Here is a 17,536-nt window from a genome sequence, read left to right on the forward strand (position 1 = left end):
TGCTCTTTTCTATCGAATCAAAGGAGGGTCATTCCTTTTCAGGCAGCACAAAGGCGTCGAAACAGGGCGTTAGCGAGATCCGGGTGTGACCGGTCAGCCCAGACGCATAATGCTCCAGCAGTTGCTTTCGCGCATAATGTACCGGACAGACCGGCACCAGCACCAGATCGGTTCTGGCCACCGCATTTCGGGTTCGCTCGTCAAGCTCGGGCACTGCCCGGAAGGGATCTGCGCCAATCGGCACGTATTCTGCGCCACGTATGCCCAGAAGATACGGAAACGGATTGGCGAAATCGAGGTTCAGAACACTTTCGAAACGACTCCCCGAACTGGCTTCCAGCGCCCTGATCGCCACCGTCGCCGCCTGCATCTCCTGAAGCAGCATATATTGATAATCCGGATCCGAGAATATCAGGAACGATGGCAGGGCCTCTGTTTCAGCAATCGCCTGATAGGTATCGCGGTGGGCAACATAAATACCGCGCATGCGCTCGGCCTGTTCAACAAACACCGGTTTGGCCGACACCCGTCCGAGGGGTCCCAGATCGGGCGCGTCGAGGTGAATGTACCTCGGGGCCACCGCCGCGGTTCGCGCCGCCTTGTGGATCAGCGTGCTGATGGTCGGCAGCGCAGTAAAGCCGATCAGCACCAGGATCGCCGGACCATAGCGGCCATAGCTGGAGATCGGCCGCAGCAATATCGCCAGCAGCGCCGGCCAGATTAGGATGAAGGCATGGCTACCGGTGTTCTGGGTCTCGTAAAACAGCCCGCAAACCAGCAGCAGCCCGACCCAGAACCAGTCCGCATCGACCCATCGGGCAATGCCTTTGGCCTGCGGCCTGCCACCGGCGGCCTTGTGCCCCGCAAGCGCTGCGGCCAGCAGCACGACGGCAAGCAACCCGCCGGCCCCCATCACGTCGAAATGCTGGGATGTGGCGGTCAGGAACCGCGGCAGCAGCGCATCGGTATTCTCCATGGCCAACCGTACGATATCGCCGATATAGAGGCTGACGAGTCCGGTTGTAAGTTCAGCGCCCCCGGACAGTCCGATGCAGATCAGCGCGGTGGCAATCGCTGTCGAAACCCGGATCCGTCCCAGCAGCAGTCCGAATAGCAGGATCGGCCCAGCCGCCAGGAACGCGGTGATCTTGCAAAACGCCAGCCCCAGCACCAGTGCGCTGAGCACGATGGTCTGGATCACCGGGCTGCGCACGAACAACACCGCCACCACCGTCAGATACAAAAGATGCGCGCCATGCCGGTTGTAGATCCCGAAGGCGTCAGTGCCCGGATACGGATAGAATTCGATGACAGAGAACGGCAACGCGGTAAACAGCATCCACGGCACCAGCAGCCAGAACGCCAGCTTGCCGCTGCGTTTGACCACATCCCACAGAATCAGCGCCATCACCGGCGCCGTGATCGGCAACCAGATCCATTGCGTCAGCAACACCGGGTTGGCCTCGGGAAACAGCCGGTTTGAAAACGCTGCCAGGAAATATTCGAGCGGCCCCACCGGGGCGAAAAAGTCACGCGCCGGCCATTGGCCATGCGCAACCCGGCCGATCGCATCGTAATAGATCAGCACGTCCCAATACATGGGCCCGATTGGCAGAACCAGCGGCAGGGTTTGCAGCAGCGCCAGCACCAACACGAAAATCGCCAGCAGCGAGTAGAGCCAAATTAGCGGTCGGCGCCCGCCCGACACGCCATCCCATTCTGAGTAAATCGCGCTCATGGCCGCTCCCGCAACTGATTCTTGTGGCGCGGAGTGTGGTCGATAGCGGCACAACGGGTCAACAATGGCGAGACCAGGCGTATACGACGAAGTGATTTATCCCCGTATGCTGAAAAACCGCAGTGGGCCGTGCCACGCAAAACGCGCATCTCCCGGTTCAGTCACAGAAAAGGCTTTCGGCCAGTTCGCGCCGATAATAGTCGATGTCGGTTTCATCGGGACGCGGACCGCGACCGAGGATACCGGCCAGTTTGAAAAAGCCTCTGCCGGGCAATCGAGCAGGTCCGCGGTTGACGACGCGCGCTGCGATGAATGGACGGCCAGCCTCCGCATCCTCACACATGGTGGCCTCAAGCGCATCGGTCACCTTGCTGATTGACCGGGGCGCGGTCAGGCCAAGCTCCCGTGCCAGATGGCCATAAGTGATGGGAACAGCTTCCGGCGGTAAGGCCTTGAGATGGCTGCGCACCTTGTCGCGCAAACCGGCGTTCTGTGTAGTCTCCCCGGCGGCTGCGTCCACTTCATCGGCAACTGACATTACAACGTCTCCCACATGGTCATTTCAATATTCATTCGGCATCCGCATGACACCGGGGACGGAACCCGCCTCCCCGTCCGGCGCAATTGTCTCAGACGCCGTCGGGGCGGCTCAGGACGAATGCCGCCGCGCCAGCCAGACAGACCGCCTGCACCGCGATCACCACGGCCGAAACCTGCAACGCAAGGCTCAACAATAGCGAGCAAACCATCATCGTGACCGCCATCGCCTTGAAGCGCGGCGCAATCGCCCCCTCCGCACGCCAACTGGCGATCATCGGACCGAAGCTGCGGCTGTCCTCCAGCCATTGCTGAAACCGCGGTGTGCTTTTGCCAAAGGCGAAGGCGGCGAGGATGATGAATGGAGTGGTCGGCAACAGCGGCAGCACGACGCCCAGACCGCCCAGCGCAAGCGCCACGGCCCCGACCGCGAACCAGAGCGGCCTGCGCAAGCCCACATCAAGTACGCGTTCAGGAAATATCCGTCGAACCATCCGCTCTTCTCCGTTTCCCGTCGCCACCGCGTTCGACCACGCTTTCATTCCGGACGCGCCTACGAGGTCGACGTGTTTCACTCACCCGATCTCACTCTCACGCGTTCATCAAGAACCAACGCCGGGCTGGCGTAGGCGCCGCCAGCGTGCATCTCGGCGGAGGTCCAGATTGCCTCCATGATTTCGGCTCTTGTCGCCTCATCGCGCGGTTCTGTTTCCGCCTCCGCATTGGCACAGTAGGGGAAGGGAATGATCCGCACGGCGATGGCAGCCAGAAACTTCCGGACTTTCATCGCCAAGGCACCAGTATGTGTCGAGGAAAGTATATTGATTGTCATGGTCTGTCCTGCCTTCAGCGGTAACCGACATTCATCACATAGTCGCGCAGCAAGTTCTCTTCATCCTGCACCTCCTGCAACAGTGCTTGCAGCAGGTCGCGCGCATTGAGCACGCCCATTGGCCTGCCGTTCTGGTCAATCACAGGGATGTTCTTGAAGCCGCTGCTCTTCACGATTTTCCAGACATCCTGAACCAAATCCTCAGGCCTGGCGGAAACCACCTCGCGGGTCATCGCCTCGACCAGTGGCGCGGTACAACTGGCGCCGGCACAGTGGCCGGTCTGGCGCACCACATCGGTCTTGGTGACAACGCCGGCCAACCGCCCTTCGCCGTCGCAAGCCAGCAGCATGTCGCGGCCATCATCAAGCAACCGTGCCGCCTGCAGCAGCGTCTCGCCCGTGCCTATTTGCAACAGCCGCCGGCGCGCGGCAGGCAGCAGCGCCTCGATCAACATGTCGCAGCCTCCGCTAATGCCGCATGGCCGCCAACCGGATCCGCGCCGGTTTCGGTGGCGCCAGGCACCGGCCATGCGCAGCAGACAATCCCGATAAAATCAAGATACCCGAGCGTCAACATCCTCAGGGCCTCCTTGCCGAGGCCGGCAACGGCAACGTGCCGAAATCCAGCGCGGAACAGGTAATCACCTTGCCCTCCGCATCGGCGGTAATGCGCACGCGGCGACTGGCGGAAAAGAAGGTCAGCCGCACCTTTCCCGCGTCGTCATCCTCGCCGCGTTCAAACCGGCTGGTGATTGCACCGCTGCGCATGTCCCGCTTCAAGGTGTCAGCATCAATGCGAAACGCCTTGGCCAGCACATCGGCATCAACTTCAATCATCTCGTCGGAATAGGAAATCTGGGTCATCTGCTGTTTTCACTCTGGTTAGCGCCGGGTCATCCGCGCCACGGTTTGGTCATTGGGCAACCGCCATCAATCAAGTCGGCCCCATCATTTGGCTCATGTCTGGCCAGGCGCATTCGGCCACTGACGTCTCGTCGAGGAAGGACAGAAACGCTTCCCGCGCGGCGGCAAACTTCGACCTCAGACGGCACTGCGGCTGCAACACGCACATTCCACCATCCGCACGAAAACACTCAACCATTGCAAACCCCTGCTCAAGATGACGCACCACCTCTCCGAGTGTGATGGTCTCGGCCGGACGCGCCAGCACCAGCCCACCGCTGCGCCCGCGTTGCGACTGCACGAACCCGCCACGTCCGAGATCCTGAACCACCTTGGCCAGGTGATGCTGCGAGATCCGAAATTCCTCGGCAATTTGCCCTGTCGAAATCGGCCGGTCGGGCGCGCCTGCCAGACGCATCAAAACCCGCAATCCAAAATCCGTGGAAGACGCCAACCGCATCGGTACTCCTTAACTGGTATTGACAATACCAAATATAGCGAAAGATAATAGGCATTGTAAATACCAATTAATGTCGGATTTGAACAGCGCAAACATCAGGGGGTTATGATGGGGCTATCAAGCGATAAATTGAACGATGCGGAGCCTGTTACGGGCCGGACGGCACCGGATCCCAGGGTGCAACGAGCCATCAGGCTCACGCTGGCGGTGCTGGGCAGCGTAGGAAGCCTCTTCCTGGCTTGGCCGTACTGGCGAGATTTCAGCTACTGGGCCGAATCACAGACCATGTGGCTGATCTATTTCATCGCCGGTTTTGTTCTGGCGATTTATGTCCTCTACACCTTCCTGGGTAACCTGCGCACCCTGTTCGAGCATGACGCCATAGAGCGCGCGGACATGGCCAATCTCGCAAAGGCTGATGATCAGGAGGATCGGTCATGAGCTGCGTCAAGGGTCAACCCTGCGAGGAAGGCAAGAAGCGGCGCATCGCCATCGCCGTGCTTGGACTGATGGCGCTGATCTTCATCGGATTGTCATTCGCGTCATTTCTTGATTCCCGCGGTCAGGTGGTACCGGACAAGGTCGAATATGCGGGCCATGATGCCGTTCAGGGCAAACGCGTGTTCCAGTCCTACAATTGCATGGGCTGCCACTCGATTGTCGGCAACGGCGCCTATTTCGGACCGGATCTGACCAATATCTACGCCAAGACAGGCCCGGCCTGGCTCGAGGCGTTCCTCCCCTCGGCTTCGCGCTGGCCTACCCGAACGGCGGTGCAGGTGCAACTGCAAAAGCCCGAAATCGCAGCCGAGGCCGGCGTTGATTCGATCGACGCCTATTTCGACAAGTATCCCGCCGCAGCCGAGCGGGTGGAACGGCGCAGCGCGCACGCCACGATCATGCCCAATCTGCCATTCAGCAGTGACGAAATCGGCCAGCTCATCAGTTTTCTCAAATACACATCGCAAATGGACACCGAGGGCTGGCCACCTGTTCCGCAGGTTGACGGTCTGAGCTTCCAGCAGGCCACCCAGATGCCGGCAGCAGCGATGTCCGCCTTTGCTGCAACGCCACCGTCTGATGACGACTCTGCGGCGTTGGTCGATCCAGTCGCACTGGGGGCGCAGCTCGCCGAGGAAAATGGCTGCACGGCCTGCCACGCCGCTGACAGCGAGACTCTCGTCGGCCCGGGATGGGGCGGGCTTTACGGCTCTGAACGCGCGCTCGAAGACGGCACCAGTGCGCATGCGGACGAACCATATCTGATCGAATCCATCATGGACCCGGAAGCGCATATCGCCGCCGGCTTCGATGCCGGGGTGATGCCACCCTATGCAGAAATTCTCGACGCCGAACAGGTCGGCGCCATCGTCGCTTATCTTCGCAGCCTCGGGGGAGAGGAACAATGATTCAGATCGAATATCAAACCCAACGACTAAGCCTGCGCTTCTTTCTGGTGATGCTTGTCCTGTTCCTGTTTCAAACCGGCTTCGGATTGTTGCTGGCGGCCCAGCATCTCGATCCGTTGCTGCTCTCGGGAGTGCTTAATTTTAACATCGTGCGCGCCGAGCACACCAATCTCGGCATCCTCTGGATTCTTGCCGGCTTCATCGGCACCATCCTGTTTGTCGGGCCGCTCCTGTCCAAACGCGAACTGGCCGCGCCATGGCTGATCAAATTTCTGTTCTACGCGCTATTGGCCGTTGTCGTCTGGAACGTGTTCACCCAGGTACTGGCACAACAGGGTATCGCCGGCTGGTGGCTCGGCCAGCCAATGCTGCAGGAAGGGCTCGAATATCTCGAAGCCGGTCGGATTGCCGACGTCGTCATCCTGATCGGTTTCGCCATCCTTTGCTACGTCGTTCTGCGCACCTTCCCACCGGTCAAGCAATGGAACGAAATCCATTGGGGTCTGGGGCTGGGCGTGCTGGCGCTGACGGCGGTATGGGTCTTCGGCCTGTTCTTCATCGAGCGTCTGGACCTGCAGGAATATTTCCGCTGGTATGTCGTCCATTACTGGGTCGAGGGAGTTTGGGAGGTTATCCATATCAGCCTCGTCGGCTTCCTCGTCGTGCTGATGTTCAAGGCCAACGTCAAGGCTGTCGGCTACGCGGTCTTCTGGGGTATTTCCCTGGTCTGGCTGTCCGGATTGCTGGGCAATGCCCATCACTATTTCTGGATCGGCACACCGGAATTCTGGCAGTTCTGGGGATCGCTGTTCAGTGCGCTTGAGCCACTGCCGCTGATCTTCTGCTTCTGGCACATCTATCTCGACGCCCACCACGACCGTAAGCCGATCGCCAACATGCCGGCCTTCGCCTTCCTTCTTGGTTCGGTCGTGCTCGAACAGGTGGGCGCCGGCATCCTCGGCTTCACCATGACCTTCGCTCTCACCAACGTCTGGTCGCACGGCACCTGGATAACGCTTAGCCACGCCCATCTGGCGCTGTTTGGCACGTTCGGAATGCTCGGGCTGTCAGCGGCATATTACGCGGTGCCGCTGATGCGCGGAATTCAGAATTTCGACCAGCGACTTGGCAAGATGGCCTTCTGGCTGGTGTTCACCGGAATGCTGGGGCTGGGATTCGTTTTCGCCATCGGCGGCACAATTCAGGTCTTTGTCTACCGCACCCTCGGGCTGGACTGGTTTGGTGGTGACGTGTCGGGGGCAATGCAGATCGCCAAGGTCTTTGTTCCGGTCTTCGGGCTGATCTTCACCATTGGCGTCACCCTGCTGGTGTTTGACCTGCTCACGCTCGGCCATCGCCCAGTTGTCACGCCTCAGGCGGACAATCTGGCGAGCGTCGAAACGCATCGCTACGCCGCCACGGCCGAAATGCCCCGATGGAAGCAACTGCTTACCGGTTGGGAGGCCGGCGTCTGGCTGCTCGGCATGTGGTTCTTCGGCGCACTGATCACCTTGGGCCTGTTGAGTTTCAACCTCTCGGGCGTGCGCGCCGGAAGCCCGTTCCTCCCCTATGCAATGTCCGGGATCGGTTATTCGGGGCTGTTGCTGGTGACCCTGCTGTTTGTCTGGCGGTTTCTCAGTTCGCTCAACGCCCGCAGCGCGACACCACAGGCAGCAGCCTTTGGCACTCCGCCGGCTGCACAGCCGGCTGAGTGAGGTCTCGAAATCCTGCGCACAAGCACGAACCCGGGCACTCGATGCCCGGGTTCCATTCCCCGGCCTCACGTGCCTCAACTAGTCAATCAAGACATCTAAACTCTCGGAGAAACCCATGACCACAGCCCCCCTGAATGACCGCAATGTCGGAGAAATCGCGGCCGAACTCCCTGGCGCCACGGGCATATTCCGCCGGTTTGGTATTGATTTCTGCTGCCACGGCGACATCCCGCTGACCCAGGCCGCCGCCGAGCGCGGGCTTGATATTTCCGAGCTGGTCTCAGCACTTCAGGCGCTCGATCCGGCAGCTGCACCTGAAGCCCCGCAGGAGACCGGCGCGCTGATCGATCACATCCAGACCCGCTATCACGATGTCCACCGTCAGCAGATTCCCGAGCTGATCGAACTCTCGCGCAAGGTAGAGGCGGTGCACGCAGGCCACCAGAACGCGCCCGAAGGTTTGGCCGACGTCCTGCAGGAGATCATGGCCGAACTGGAAACCCATATGCACAAGGAGGAACAGGACATCTTTCCCGCCATGCGGCTCAAGGCAGCAAACCCGCTCGCGGCCTCGATCAGCGAATTGCGTCATGACCACGATGCCCATGGCGTGTTTCTCGAGCGGGTCGGCGAGATTACCGACGACTACACACTGCCAGGCGACGCTTGCCGCTCGTGGGAGGCGCTTTATGCCGGAGCCGCACAGCTCAAGGAAGACCTGATGGAGCATATCCATCTCGAAAACAACGTGCTGTTCCCGCGCTTCGAAGCCGGCGCCACCGCCTGATTCCACCGGGCGACATCCGTCCGGATTTTCACCAAACGCCCGGCCCCGCCCCCCCCGGGGCCGGGCTCATGAAAAATCCACATCTCTCGCCCCCTGGGCAATATGGTTCCGGGAGGTAGAAGTTACCGGAGATAGACCGAGATCACCGGGACCCCTGTTGACCGGCCCCGAGGCGTAAAGGCGATACGGTCTCGAAGTCAGCCCTCGGCGAGCGTGTCGAGAACTGTCTCCAGCTTGGCCACGGTGCCATCGACATCACCAAGCTTGTCGAGGCCGAACAGCCCGATGCGGAAGGTGCGGAAATCAGCAGGTTCGTCACACATCAGCGGCACGCCGGCAGCAATCTGCATGCCTTCGCCCAGGAACTTCTTGCCGTTCTGGAATTCGGGGTCCTTGGTATAACTGACGACAACGCCCGGCGCCTCAAAGCCCGGGGCCGCGACTGATCTAAACCCCTGTGCGGCAAGCAGTGCGCGCACCTTGTTGCCAAGCTCCCACTGCCGGTCGCAGGCAAGATCGAACCCGAAATCACGGGTTTCCATCATCCGGTCGCGAAGCACCAGGAGAGCATCGGTCGGCATGGTCGAGTGGTAGGCATGGCCGCCTCCGACATAGGCCTGCATCATGTCGTGCCATTTGCGCAGATCCAGCGCAAAACTTGAGCTTTTGGTCTCACCTAGCCGCTCGAGCGCGCGGGCGCCAAGCATCACCAACCCGGCCGACGGCGAGGCGCTCCAGCCCTTTTGCGGCGCCGAAATCAGCACGTCGACACCGGTTGCTTTCATGTCCACCCAGATGCATCCGGAGGCAATGCAATCAAGCACAAACAGGGCACCAACATCATGTGCTGCTTCAGCGACAGCCTTGAGATAATCATCCGGAAGGATGACGCCGGACGACGTCTCCACATGCGGGGCGAACACGACGTTTGGGCGCTCTTCGCGGATCTTGGCGGTGACCACATCAATGGGTTGCGGCGCGAAGGCCGAGGTGCTTTCGTTGCCCACTTGGCTGGCCTTGATCACGGTAGTTTCAGACGGAATGTCGCCCATGTCGAAGATCTGGGTCCAGCGATAGGAAAACCAGCCATTACGGATGACCATTACCTTCTGGTCGGTGGCGAACTGGCGGGCAACCGCTTCCATTCCGAAGGTGCCTCCACCGGGCACAATGATGGCTGCATCGGCTTGATAGACCTCGCGCAACAGGACGTTGAGATCATTCATGACGCCTTGAAACTTCTTCGACATGTGATTGAGGGAGCGATCGGTGAAGACCACCGAAAATTCCATGAGTCCATCAGGATCCACTGGTGACGCCGTCATATTCATGCCCTCAACTCCTCTTCCCAGATGCCGGTCCATTTACAGGCTTGCCCAACGATATAGCCATGTTTCCAATAACATTGAAGGCATCCCGCCGCGACAAGTTCGACCAGACCGTCAAACTGGGTGTTTTCGCAAAAAAAATTGGAACTTCTTAATTCAATCAAGACACGGGATTCGTTACGCACCGAGACCGCTGCAACCAGCCTGATCTACCGTGCCATGAGGAGTTCGAGAAAGGAGGGCGAAAGCGCCGCGCGCGCCATGGTTCTGCGATAACGAAATGCATCAACGCCTGTCGCCCAGATCCGATTTGATGCAACGCCCACAGGAATTGTCTGGCAAACACCGGCTTACATATTCATGTTCACTGGCTATGAGCGACAACAGCCGCGACACGCTCCAGAAATCGGCGCTCCTCATCGTCCCCGCTGCCCGTCGGGACCAGGTCGTGCAATCCCACATGCGCCCCGGCATCGATCACGCGGTCAATTCCGCAATCGCGGTAGAAATGGTTCAGCGTGGTGATCGTGGTCTCGTCCGGAGTGCGCATCAGCATGAGCGCATGCGCCTGTACCGCATGCCCGCTCGCCATCGGGCGCCAGCGCTGTGCGGTTCCGGCAAATTTTCGGCCCGCCACGGTAACGTTAAACCGGCCATCACAGAAGGCACCGGACACCGGCGCGTGGCAGGAGCTTACGCCCGCCTCACTAAGGGCTTCGCAGATCGGCGCTGTCAGCCGTTGATAGGCTGCCTCCAGCGACGGGGTCGCACTCCGCAGCCCGCGAAATACCAGCGTCAGGTTGACGACCCCGGGGCCCTGCGGAACCAGGTCGCCCCCGGTGGCGCGCAGATGCACCGGCCAGCCGGCATTTGCAGCCCCCGTACATGCATCGTCAAAGCCGGAAAAACCGCTCATCCGTGAAGGTGCTACCAACGCAGTTTCGCACGACCATAGCAGAGCCGCGGCGGAACGGCGGCCGGCAGCAACATCAGCCAGCCGATCCGCCTCCCACGCCAACGCCTCTGCCAGCGCCAGTTCTCGCACCGGACCATGATCGGTCGACGCGGTCACGTGATGCGCCCGATCAGGTCTCCCTTCCGGACGATCGCATCGGCCTGCTTCTCGATTGTCAACACCCCGTCGGCAGGAGCGGTCACCTCGAATTGCGATTTCTCGACCATGATCTCGGCGATCAGCATGCCCTTGTGCACGTGCGCACCATCAGAGACCAGCCAGTTGGTGATCACCGCTTCGGTGTCCTCCTTCCACAAATCGGAGGGGATTGTTACGTCAGTAGCCATATCATTGGTCCTTCAGCGAGCGCTCTTTTGCATCGCATGATAGGCAGCGACGATCTTGTCGGGGTTGGGCAGGCAGAACTGCTCCATATTTTTCGCATAGGGAATCGGCACATCGGGGAAGGTCACACGCGCGGGTGATGCCTTCAGCTTCGAGATGTCGTGTTCGGTCACGGTGGCGATGATCTCGCCGGAGACGCCGTAACTGTGATAGTCCTCGTCAACCACGATCAGGCGCCCGGTCTTGGCCACCGAGTTAATGACCGTTTCACGGTCGAGCGGGACCAGCGACACCAGATCGATCACCTCGGCACTGACGCCATTTTCAGCCAGCTTGTCTGCTGCCTTCAGCGCGTTGTGAACCCCCATGGCGAGGCCGACGAGCGTTACGTCGGTGCCTTTACGTACGACCTTTGCCTTGCCGATCTCGACGATATAGTCATCCTCGGGGGTGTTGACGGTGGCGCCGGCTTCGGTGCCCAGCCAGCCCATGCCTTGCAGCCGCTTGTGATACATATAGACCACGGGGCTGTCGTCGCGGATCGCCGCGGTCATCAGTCCCTTGGCGTCATAGGCGTTCGACGGAGAAACGACCTTCATCCCGGGAAGATGCGCAAAAGTGCCGTAGAGGCATTGCGAATGCTGGCCGGCATCGGAATATCCACCGCCGGTCGAAGTCATCAGCACCATCGGCACCTTTGCGTTGCCACCGGAAAAATAGATGTTCTTGGCCATCTGGTTGTAGATCGCATCGAAACAGACGCCGAAGAAATCGACGAACATGAGTTCGACAATCGGCCGCATTCCGTCCATCGCCGCCCCCACTGCGGCGCTGATGAAGCCGGTTTCGGAAATCGGGGTATCGCGCACGCGCTCCTTTCCGAACTCTTCGAACAGGCCGCGGGTATTACCGAAGATGCCGCCGAAACCACCGACATCCTCTCCCATCACGAAGACGGCCGGGTCACGCTGCATTTCCTGCTGTATCGCCTCCGCCATTGCACGTGCGATGGTCAGGCGGCGTTCGTTGGTTTGTTGATCAGGCATTGATTAGATCCTTTCTTTCCACTCAGGTGGCGGTCGGGAATTCAGGCGAAGACGGCCGTCAGTGCATCAGTACCGGCAGCGGGCTTGCTCTCACGCGCAAAGGCGATGGCATCCGCCACCCTTTCGTCCGCGCGTTTCTCGAGCCCGACAATTTCATCTTCGGTGGCATGGCCATCCGCCATCAAACGCGCGCGCATTTTGGGAATCGGATCCTTGGCAAACAGCGCGTCCTTCTCGCCTGCTGGTCTGTACTGCTCGGCATCCCCCATGAAATGCCCCGCCAGTCGGTAGGTCTCTATCTCGATCAGCGTCGGACCGTCGCCGGCACGCGCCCGCGCAATGGCTTCACCCGCGACATCGAAGATCGCATAGGGATCATTGCCGGGGATGTAGTGGCCGGGCATACCGTAGCCTGCCGCGCGCACGTCGTTGCGCGCCACGGAAGTGGCCGCGGACTTGGGAACCGAAATGCCCCAGGAATTGTCTTCAATCACGAAAACCACCGGAAGCTTCCAGACCCCGGCAAGATTGAGCGCCTCGTGAAAAGCACCCTGGTTTGCCGCACCTTCACCAAGAAACGCGACCGCGACTCCCGACTTGTTTTGCAGTTTGCGCGACAGCCCGACCCCGCAGGCGGGACCGCAACTCTCGCCGATGATGCCGGAGCAGGAAAAATTCACCGCAGGGTCAAACAGGTGCATGTGGCCGCCGCGGCCACCCGACAGGCCCGTGGACTTGCCGAAGATCTCGGCCGCCATTTTGCGCAGGTCAACGCCCTTGGCGATCGCCTGGTGATGTGGCCGGTGGGTCGCTGTAACGGCGTCGCTCGCATCGAGATGCGCGCAGACCCCGACAGCCACAGGCTCCTGCCCGTTCGACAGATGCATCTCGCCCGGGATCGGTCCGTTGGCCATGTTGAATGCGGGTGTCTTGCCTTCGAGGTAGATCTTCTCGATGGCTTCCTCGAAGCGGCGGCTGACCACCATCATCTCGTACATCCAGAGTGTCTGGCTTTTCGTCGGTTGCATATGACTTCTCCCAATTATCGGATTGCCTGTGGCGCGGGGACAACTCAAGACTATGCCGCATCGGGCCGTCTGCATTGACGCAGATCAATGGTCGAACGGCGACCAGTTGCAAAGCGTATTGCGCGCGCGAACTTGCCGAATCCGGCCATGTCGGAAGCAGACAGTCGTGTGCCCCGCCCCCGGGTTTGCCGGCGGCTCCAACGCGCCAGAAAGTGGCTCGAGGACAATGCGGTTTGGGAGGAAGATTCAGTCCGGCGCGGTGGGCAATTTTCTCGGCATGTCGTCGCTCTGCGAAACGGTTTGTCGCTCAATCATGCGGTGGACGCGCATGGGCCCTGGCCCCTTGTGCAGTGCCAGAAGCCGGTCAAAAACATCGGCGTCGGCATGGGTGCGGCGTTCATGGTGGCGAATGTACTCGACCCAAGTTGGAACGTGATAGGTTTCGGTCCAGCTGTCAGGGTTTTCCAAGTCACGCAGCAAGGCCCATTGCTGGGCACCGTCGCGGATGCGCACGCGCCGGCGACGGCTCATCAGCGACAAAAAGGCCGGCACGTCTTCCTGTGCAATCTCGTAATCGACCATGATCATGATGGGTCCGCTTCGCTGTGTAATTTCCAGCTGGAGCGGTGGTTCCGTGAACCGGTTCAGCGGGTCCAGGTTGAGTTCGGTGGAATCGGGAAGTGCTGCGAATTGCCCGACGAGGATGCCCGTAAGCAACACGGCTGCAGCACAAAGAAGCGCAAAAGTGACGCCGAAATTTTCAGAGGTTGCGCCCCAGATCCAGCTGCCGGCCGCCATCCCACCAAACACCCCTGTCTGATAAAGAGCCAGAACCCGGCCCACGACCCAACGTGGCGTCGACAGCTGCATTGTGACATTGAAAAGCGACAGCGAGATCACCCAGCAGGCCCCAGCCATCAGCAGCGCGATTGCACTGACGGCCAATATGTTGCTCAGGGCAAGTGCCGCTGTACTCGCGGCGAATCCAAGAAATCCCAAACGGGCGATCAGTTCGTTGTGAAAGCGTGCGCGCAAAAATTCATTGCTCAGCGCGCCAGCCACAGCGCCGAAACCAAAACACCCCAAAAGCGTGCCGTAGATAATGGCGCCACCGCCGAGATGCTCGCGCACCACGAGCGGCAATAGTGCCTGGATCGCGATCGCCGCCAGACCGAACAGCAAGCCGCGCAGGATGACCCGGATCAGGTTTGGCGACATCGCGACATACCGAAGCCCTGCCGCGAAAGCGCCGCCAAAGGGTTCACGTGGCAGCCGACGCGGCGACCGTTCCGGTTGCCAGTTGAGCAGCGCAGTAATGATCGCAAAATAGCTCAGCGCATTCACCGCAAACGCCGCGGCCGCCCCGGCTATGGCGACGATCACCCCGCCCGCAGCCGGGCCGATGCTGCGCATCATGTTGAAGCCCATACTGTTGACAGAAACCGCCGCAGACAGATCGTCACGCGGCACGATATCGCCCACCGTCGCCTGCCAGGAAGGATTGTGCAGCGCCGTTCCACAGCCGATGAGAAACGTAAAGAACAACAGTGTCCATGGGGTAAGCAGCTCTTTGTAGGCCAGGGCCGCAAGTGCCAGCGAGACCAGCAACATGAAGCTCTGAGCCACAAGCATGATTTTTCGGCGGTCGAAATTGTCGGCGAAGACTCCGGCTGCCAGCGAAAAGATCATGATCGGCAAAGTGACCGACGACTGCACCAGCGCCACCATGCTCGGAGATGAGGACAGGCTTGTCATCATCCAGGCCGCGCCAACCGATTGCACCAAGCCGCCGAAATTGGACGCGAGCGTTGCTATCCAGAGCATCCGGAACGTCTTGTTGCGAAAGACCGAAAGCGTCGGCGCAGAGTTAGGCATCCAGCAAATCCCTTTGAACCCGCCACGCCATCCTAGCTGCTCATGGTTGCGTGGGCAGCAATTAAAGTTTTCATTGCTCTCTCCACGCATTTCATAGGACTTCGTTACCCGATGGTCGAGTGGCGACGATCCAGATTATAATGGCGTTCGGTGGATATCGTCAGGTCAAAAGGATCGATGGGGCCGGCGGCGTACTGAAGCGCAGCGCCAGACGAATCCGAACGCGTCTCATTTTCGGTATTGGCAATCTGCCATGTTGTACAGAGGTCACGCCACTCTGTTTGCACGGCTGCGGCAACACCTGATTTCGATCCCCGCACGGTCAAGAGGGACGGCACGTCTAATGCTACCGAGCCGTTTACACCTCGACGCGTAAGTTCAATCAGACGATTGCCGGCTCCAATCAACTATCATTCTCGACTCGCGGTGCGCGAACTTTGCCACCGTGATCGACGTGCCGGTTTGCAATACTGACCATTTCGCTTCTTCGTACCATCTTGCGATATGGCTTCATTCAACTCGCTTGCGCGTGGGCGTACTTGCCCCACCAGACTGCCCGTCGACCTTCTCTGGAATTCGCTGAACGAAGATACAGAAAGCATAAAAATGGATCGGATTTTGTAAAAATCAGACCCAAGATTGACAGCTAAGCCATGGGAAAAAGATGGTGGGCGCGCACGGGCTCGAACCGTGGACCCGCTGATTAAGAGTCAGCTGCTCTACCAACTGAGCTACGCGCCCCACCTATTCCGACGAAGCGGAACGAAGGGGCGTATAGACCGGATAAACGACCATGTCCACACCGTTTTGACTGAAATCGACAGCACTGGTGCAGATCACCGCGCCAGCGGTTTAAAACAGCAACCGACCCTCGGCGATCTTTACGGCCTGGCCACCAATCCGGGCATGGGAAACTTCCGATCCGGCACAATCAAGGTGCAGGTGAATCAGTGATGGCCGGCCCATCTCTACCCCCTGCTCGATCACCAGCGCGTGGTTGCCGTCAAGCAAGCCGTCATAGAGATGGATCGCCCCCGACAGTGCCGCCACAGCCGATCCCGTTGCCGGATCCTCGACAATGCCTTCGCCGGGCGCAAACATGCGGGCGTGGAACGAGGCCGTATGGTTCATGCCACCACGGCAATAGATATAGGGGTGGGCCAGTTGCCCGTCGCCCATCGGCGCTATCCGCTCCCAATCGGCAGGGTTGCATTCAGCCTTGGCAGCGGCAGCCTGGTCATGCACCGGAACCATCACGAACGGCACGCCCGCGCTCCACAACGACACACGGTGATTCTCGAACCCGATCTCCTGCGGATCGAGCCCGAGCGCCATGCCGATATCGGCGGGCTCTATCTCCACATTGAAACACTGCGACAACCGCGGCAGGTCGAATTCGGCAAAGCCGGCATTGCCGGCGCAGATCCGCACCGCGCAGCGCACTGCGCCGATCCCCTCCTCCAGCATCTTGACCATGTCCATGCCATTGGCCGGCGCCTTGCCACCGAGCCGGCGGTCGGCCAGCGCAACCGCCGCCCCCACCGTCGGGTGGCCGGCAAACGGCAATTCGCGGCCCGGCGTAAAAATCCGCACCCGCGCCGTATGCGCCGGGTTCTGCGGCTTGGTCACGAACACTGTTTCGGAAAGATTGAACTCGCGCGCGATCGACTGCATCTGGGCGTCGCTGAAATGATCCGCCTCAAACACCACCGCCAAGGGATTGCCGGCGAGCGCCGTTCCGGTGAAGACGTCATAAATTGCATATTCCGTCATGCCACCGGTTACCCCTTGTATTTCACGTACGCGGCACTGCCTGCCACACTACGCATCCTATCCAATTCCATTCCCCTGCCAAGCTGTACCGATCTGGCGCGCGTCAAAATGATACGCCAACAGTGCCTGCATGTAATCAGGCGCGGTCGCACCGGCATCGGCTGGCGCGCACACAACCACGACATCGTCGATCTCCTGCTCGGCCGATGTCCGTACATGTTCACGGATCCGCGCCACCAATTGTTCCGCCGTCTCGGCATAACGGAAACGCCGGAAAACCGACACCATCCGGCCGTGCCGCCAGCACAACAGCCGGCCCTCCGCTTCCGCCTCCATCAGGTCGAGCCCGGTCTCTTCCAGTGCCTCGCGGCGGATGGCGCCGTCTACATCGACCAGATCGGCAGCAATATCGGACGGGTCAAGCGACCCAGCCGGCGCGTAGACCCGTCCTGGATTGGCGGTATTGGCAGCCATCCGGATCAACAACATGGCGCCATCGCCTGACAGGATCACCGCTGAACCGAACAGGTGCCAGGCATCTGCCTCGGGCCGGATTTTCAGCCAATGCAACAAGGCGGCAAAGGGAACGCGGTGGCTCACGCCTGAAATGACGCCATGCTCGAAAGTGAGCCCGCGATGCAGCATCACCGTGCCATTGTAGAGCCAGGGCCGCTCACGCTGTTCGCGCTGCCAATGCGCGTCCACTGCCTCGCTCTCGGCAACCCGCCAAGGATGCTCGTCCGGATCGAACCGCAGATGCACCGCGTCAAGGCTGAAGATCTGGTTTTCCGGAATATTCCCCATC

At 60.1% G+C, this 17,536-nt stretch carries 19 protein-coding genes and 1 tRNA gene; 4 read left to right on the forward strand and 16 right to left on the reverse strand.

The window, feature by feature from the left end:
* Positions 1–28: 28 nt before the first annotated feature.
* The 7 genes from ACK6D9_RS18365 to ACK6D9_RS18395 all read right to left on the reverse strand — a co-directional run bounded on the left by ACK6D9_RS18365 (position 29) and on the right by ACK6D9_RS18395 (position 4,470).
* Complete coding sequence (locus tag ACK6D9_RS18365) at positions 29–1,738, reverse strand: hypothetical protein (RefSeq protein ID WP_412049609.1); 1,710 nt, start codon at positions 1,736–1,738, stop codon at positions 29–31.
* A gap of 157 nt (positions 1,739–1,895) precedes the next feature.
* Entirely contained in the window at positions 1,896–2,276 is a 381-nt protein-coding gene (locus ACK6D9_RS18370; RefSeq protein WP_412049610.1) for a hypothetical protein, read from the reverse strand.
* A 91-nt stretch (positions 2,277–2,367) separates the two neighbouring features.
* Positions 2,368–2,769, reverse strand: coding sequence for a YbaN family protein (locus ACK6D9_RS18375; protein WP_322990002.1), 402 nt, complete (start codon positions 2,767–2,769; stop codon positions 2,368–2,370).
* Positions 2,770–2,846: 77 nt separating this feature from the next.
* Complete coding sequence (locus tag ACK6D9_RS18380; RefSeq protein ID WP_322990003.1) at positions 2,847–3,107, reverse strand: hypothetical protein; 261 nt, start codon at positions 3,105–3,107, stop codon at positions 2,847–2,849.
* Positions 3,108–3,121: 14 nt separating this feature from the next.
* Positions 3,122–3,562, reverse strand: a complete 441-nt coding sequence (locus ACK6D9_RS18385) for a CBS domain-containing protein (protein ID WP_322990004.1) — start codon at positions 3,560–3,562, stop codon at positions 3,122–3,124.
* A 124-nt stretch (positions 3,563–3,686) separates the two neighbouring features.
* A complete protein-coding gene (locus ACK6D9_RS18390) occupies positions 3,687–3,971 on the reverse strand; it encodes a DUF6522 family protein (protein ID WP_322990005.1) in 285 nt (94 codons plus the stop codon).
* 70 nt (positions 3,972–4,041) lie between these two features.
* Entirely contained in the window at positions 4,042–4,470 is a 429-nt protein-coding gene (locus ACK6D9_RS18395) for an RrF2 family transcriptional regulator (RefSeq protein WP_412049611.1), read from the reverse strand.
* A gap of 105 nt (positions 4,471–4,575) precedes the next feature.
* On the opposite strand from ACK6D9_RS18395, the gene ACK6D9_RS18400 reads away from it, so the two are divergent.
* From ACK6D9_RS18400 to ric, 4 genes are all read left to right on the forward strand, one after another.
* A complete protein-coding gene (locus ACK6D9_RS18400; protein WP_412049612.1) occupies positions 4,576–4,911 on the forward strand; it encodes a hypothetical protein in 336 nt (111 codons plus the stop codon).
* Positions 4,908–5,879, forward strand: a complete 972-nt coding sequence (locus tag ACK6D9_RS18405) for a c-type cytochrome (RefSeq protein ID WP_412049613.1) — start codon at positions 4,908–4,910, stop codon at positions 5,877–5,879. The genes ACK6D9_RS18400 and ACK6D9_RS18405 overlap by 4 nt, the downstream gene beginning before the upstream one ends.
* Positions 5,876–7,594, forward strand: a complete 1,719-nt coding sequence (locus ACK6D9_RS18410; protein ID WP_412049614.1) for a cbb3-type cytochrome c oxidase subunit I — start codon at positions 5,876–5,878, stop codon at positions 7,592–7,594. The genes ACK6D9_RS18405 and ACK6D9_RS18410 overlap by 4 nt, the downstream gene beginning before the upstream one ends.
* Positions 7,595–7,709: 115 nt before the next feature.
* Positions 7,710–8,381, forward strand: coding sequence for an iron-sulfur cluster repair di-iron protein (ric, locus tag ACK6D9_RS18415; RefSeq protein ID WP_412049615.1), 672 nt, complete (start codon positions 7,710–7,712; stop codon positions 8,379–8,381).
* Positions 8,382–8,578: 197 nt separating this feature from the next.
* On the opposite strand, the gene ACK6D9_RS18420 is transcribed toward ric, so the two are convergent.
* From ACK6D9_RS18420 to ACK6D9_RS18460, 9 genes are all read right to left on the reverse strand, one after another.
* Positions 8,579–9,712 carry an aminotransferase class V-fold PLP-dependent enzyme gene (locus ACK6D9_RS18420; protein ID WP_412049616.1) on the reverse strand — a complete coding sequence of 378 codons (1,134 nt, stop codon included), beginning with the start codon at positions 9,710–9,712 and terminating at the stop codon, positions 8,579–8,581.
* A 361-nt stretch (positions 9,713–10,073) separates the two neighbouring features.
* Positions 10,074–10,781 carry a biotin/lipoate A/B protein ligase family protein gene (locus ACK6D9_RS18425; RefSeq protein ID WP_412049617.1) on the reverse strand — a complete coding sequence of 236 codons (708 nt, stop codon included), beginning with the start codon at positions 10,779–10,781 and terminating at the stop codon, positions 10,074–10,076.
* The gene (locus ACK6D9_RS18430) at positions 10,778–11,011 is read right to left on the reverse strand and encodes a lipoyl domain-containing protein (protein ID WP_322990462.1); all 234 of its coding nucleotides are present in this window, start codon (positions 11,009–11,011) and stop codon (positions 10,778–10,780) included. Before ACK6D9_RS18430 ends, ACK6D9_RS18425 begins: the two co-directional genes overlap by 4 nt.
* Before the next feature lie 12 nt (positions 11,012–11,023).
* Entirely contained in the window at positions 11,024–12,055 is a 1,032-nt protein-coding gene (locus tag ACK6D9_RS18435) for an alpha-ketoacid dehydrogenase subunit beta (RefSeq protein ID WP_412049618.1), read from the reverse strand.
* A 41-nt stretch (positions 12,056–12,096) separates the two neighbouring features.
* Entirely contained in the window at positions 12,097–13,083 is a 987-nt protein-coding gene (locus ACK6D9_RS18440; protein ID WP_412049619.1) for a thiamine pyrophosphate-dependent dehydrogenase E1 component subunit alpha, read from the reverse strand.
* Positions 13,084–13,329: 246 nt separating this feature from the next.
* The gene (locus ACK6D9_RS18445; protein WP_412049620.1) at positions 13,330–14,958 is read right to left on the reverse strand and encodes an MFS transporter; all 1,629 of its coding nucleotides are present in this window, start codon (positions 14,956–14,958) and stop codon (positions 13,330–13,332) included.
* A 665-nt stretch (positions 14,959–15,623) separates the two neighbouring features.
* Positions 15,624–15,699 (reverse strand) — tRNA-Lys (locus tag ACK6D9_RS18450).
* Positions 15,700–15,810: 111 nt separating this feature from the next.
* Positions 15,811–16,731 carry a PhzF family phenazine biosynthesis protein gene (locus ACK6D9_RS18455; RefSeq protein WP_412049621.1) on the reverse strand — a complete coding sequence of 307 codons (921 nt, stop codon included), beginning with the start codon at positions 16,729–16,731 and terminating at the stop codon, positions 15,811–15,813.
* Positions 16,732–16,788: 57 nt separating this feature from the next.
* Positions 16,789–17,535 carry an NUDIX hydrolase gene (locus tag ACK6D9_RS18460; RefSeq protein ID WP_412049622.1) on the reverse strand — a complete coding sequence of 249 codons (747 nt, stop codon included), beginning with the start codon at positions 17,533–17,535 and terminating at the stop codon, positions 16,789–16,791.
* Position 17,536 lies beyond the last annotated feature (1 nt).

The organism is Hoeflea sp. Naph1, assembly GCF_046837775.1.
Taxonomy (GTDB): Bacteria; Pseudomonadota; Alphaproteobacteria; order Rhizobiales; family Rhizobiaceae; genus Hoeflea.

What these genes read in the sequence shown, in the direction of transcription:
- ACK6D9_RS18365 (WP_412049609.1), bottom strand. Translation starts at nt 1,738, where the DNA reads ATGAGCGCGATTTACTCAGAATGGGATGGCGTGTCGGGCGGGCGCCGA.
- ACK6D9_RS18370 (WP_412049610.1), bottom strand. Translation starts at nt 2,276, where the DNA reads ATGTCAGTTGCCGATGAAGTGGACGCAGCCGCCGGGGAGACTACACAG.
- ACK6D9_RS18375 (WP_322990002.1), bottom strand. Translation starts at nt 2,769, where the DNA reads ATGGTTCGACGGATATTTCCTGAACGCGTACTTGATGTGGGCTTGCGC.
- ACK6D9_RS18380 (WP_322990003.1), bottom strand. Translation starts at nt 3,107, where the DNA reads ATGACAATCAATATACTTTCCTCGACACATACTGGTGCCTTGGCGATG.
- ACK6D9_RS18385 (WP_322990004.1), bottom strand. Translation starts at nt 3,562, where the DNA reads ATGTTGATCGAGGCGCTGCTGCCTGCCGCGCGCCGGCGGCTGTTGCAA.
- ACK6D9_RS18390 (WP_322990005.1), bottom strand. Translation starts at nt 3,971, where the DNA reads ATGACCCAGATTTCCTATTCCGACGAGATGATTGAAGTTGATGCCGAT.
- ACK6D9_RS18395 (WP_412049611.1), bottom strand. Translation starts at nt 4,470, where the DNA reads ATGCGGTTGGCGTCTTCCACGGATTTTGGATTGCGGGTTTTGATGCGT.
- ACK6D9_RS18400 (WP_412049612.1), top strand. Translation starts at nt 4,576, where the DNA reads ATGATGGGGCTATCAAGCGATAAATTGAACGATGCGGAGCCTGTTACG.
- ACK6D9_RS18405 (WP_412049613.1), top strand. Translation starts at nt 4,908, where the DNA reads ATGAGCTGCGTCAAGGGTCAACCCTGCGAGGAAGGCAAGAAGCGGCGC.
- ACK6D9_RS18410 (WP_412049614.1), top strand. Translation starts at nt 5,876, where the DNA reads ATGATTCAGATCGAATATCAAACCCAACGACTAAGCCTGCGCTTCTTT.
- ric (WP_412049615.1), top strand. Translation starts at nt 7,710, where the DNA reads ATGACCACAGCCCCCCTGAATGACCGCAATGTCGGAGAAATCGCGGCC.
- ACK6D9_RS18420 (WP_412049616.1), bottom strand. Translation starts at nt 9,712, where the DNA reads ATGAATATGACGGCGTCACCAGTGGATCCTGATGGACTCATGGAATTT.
- ACK6D9_RS18430 (WP_322990462.1), bottom strand. Translation starts at nt 11,011, where the DNA reads ATGGCTACTGACGTAACAATCCCCTCCGATTTGTGGAAGGAGGACACC.
- ACK6D9_RS18435 (WP_412049618.1), bottom strand. Translation starts at nt 12,055, where the DNA reads ATGCCTGATCAACAAACCAACGAACGCCGCCTGACCATCGCACGTGCA.
- ACK6D9_RS18440 (WP_412049619.1), bottom strand. Translation starts at nt 13,083, where the DNA reads ATGCAACCGACGAAAAGCCAGACACTCTGGATGTACGAGATGATGGTG.
- ACK6D9_RS18445 (WP_412049620.1), bottom strand. Translation starts at nt 14,958, where the DNA reads ATGCCTAACTCTGCGCCGACGCTTTCGGTCTTTCGCAACAAGACGTTC.
- ACK6D9_RS18455 (WP_412049621.1), bottom strand. Translation starts at nt 16,731, where the DNA reads ATGACGGAATATGCAATTTATGACGTCTTCACCGGAACGGCGCTCGCC.
- ACK6D9_RS18460 (WP_412049622.1), bottom strand. Translation starts at nt 17,535, where the DNA reads ATGGGGAATATTCCGGAAAACCAGATCTTCAGCCTTGACGCGGTGCAT.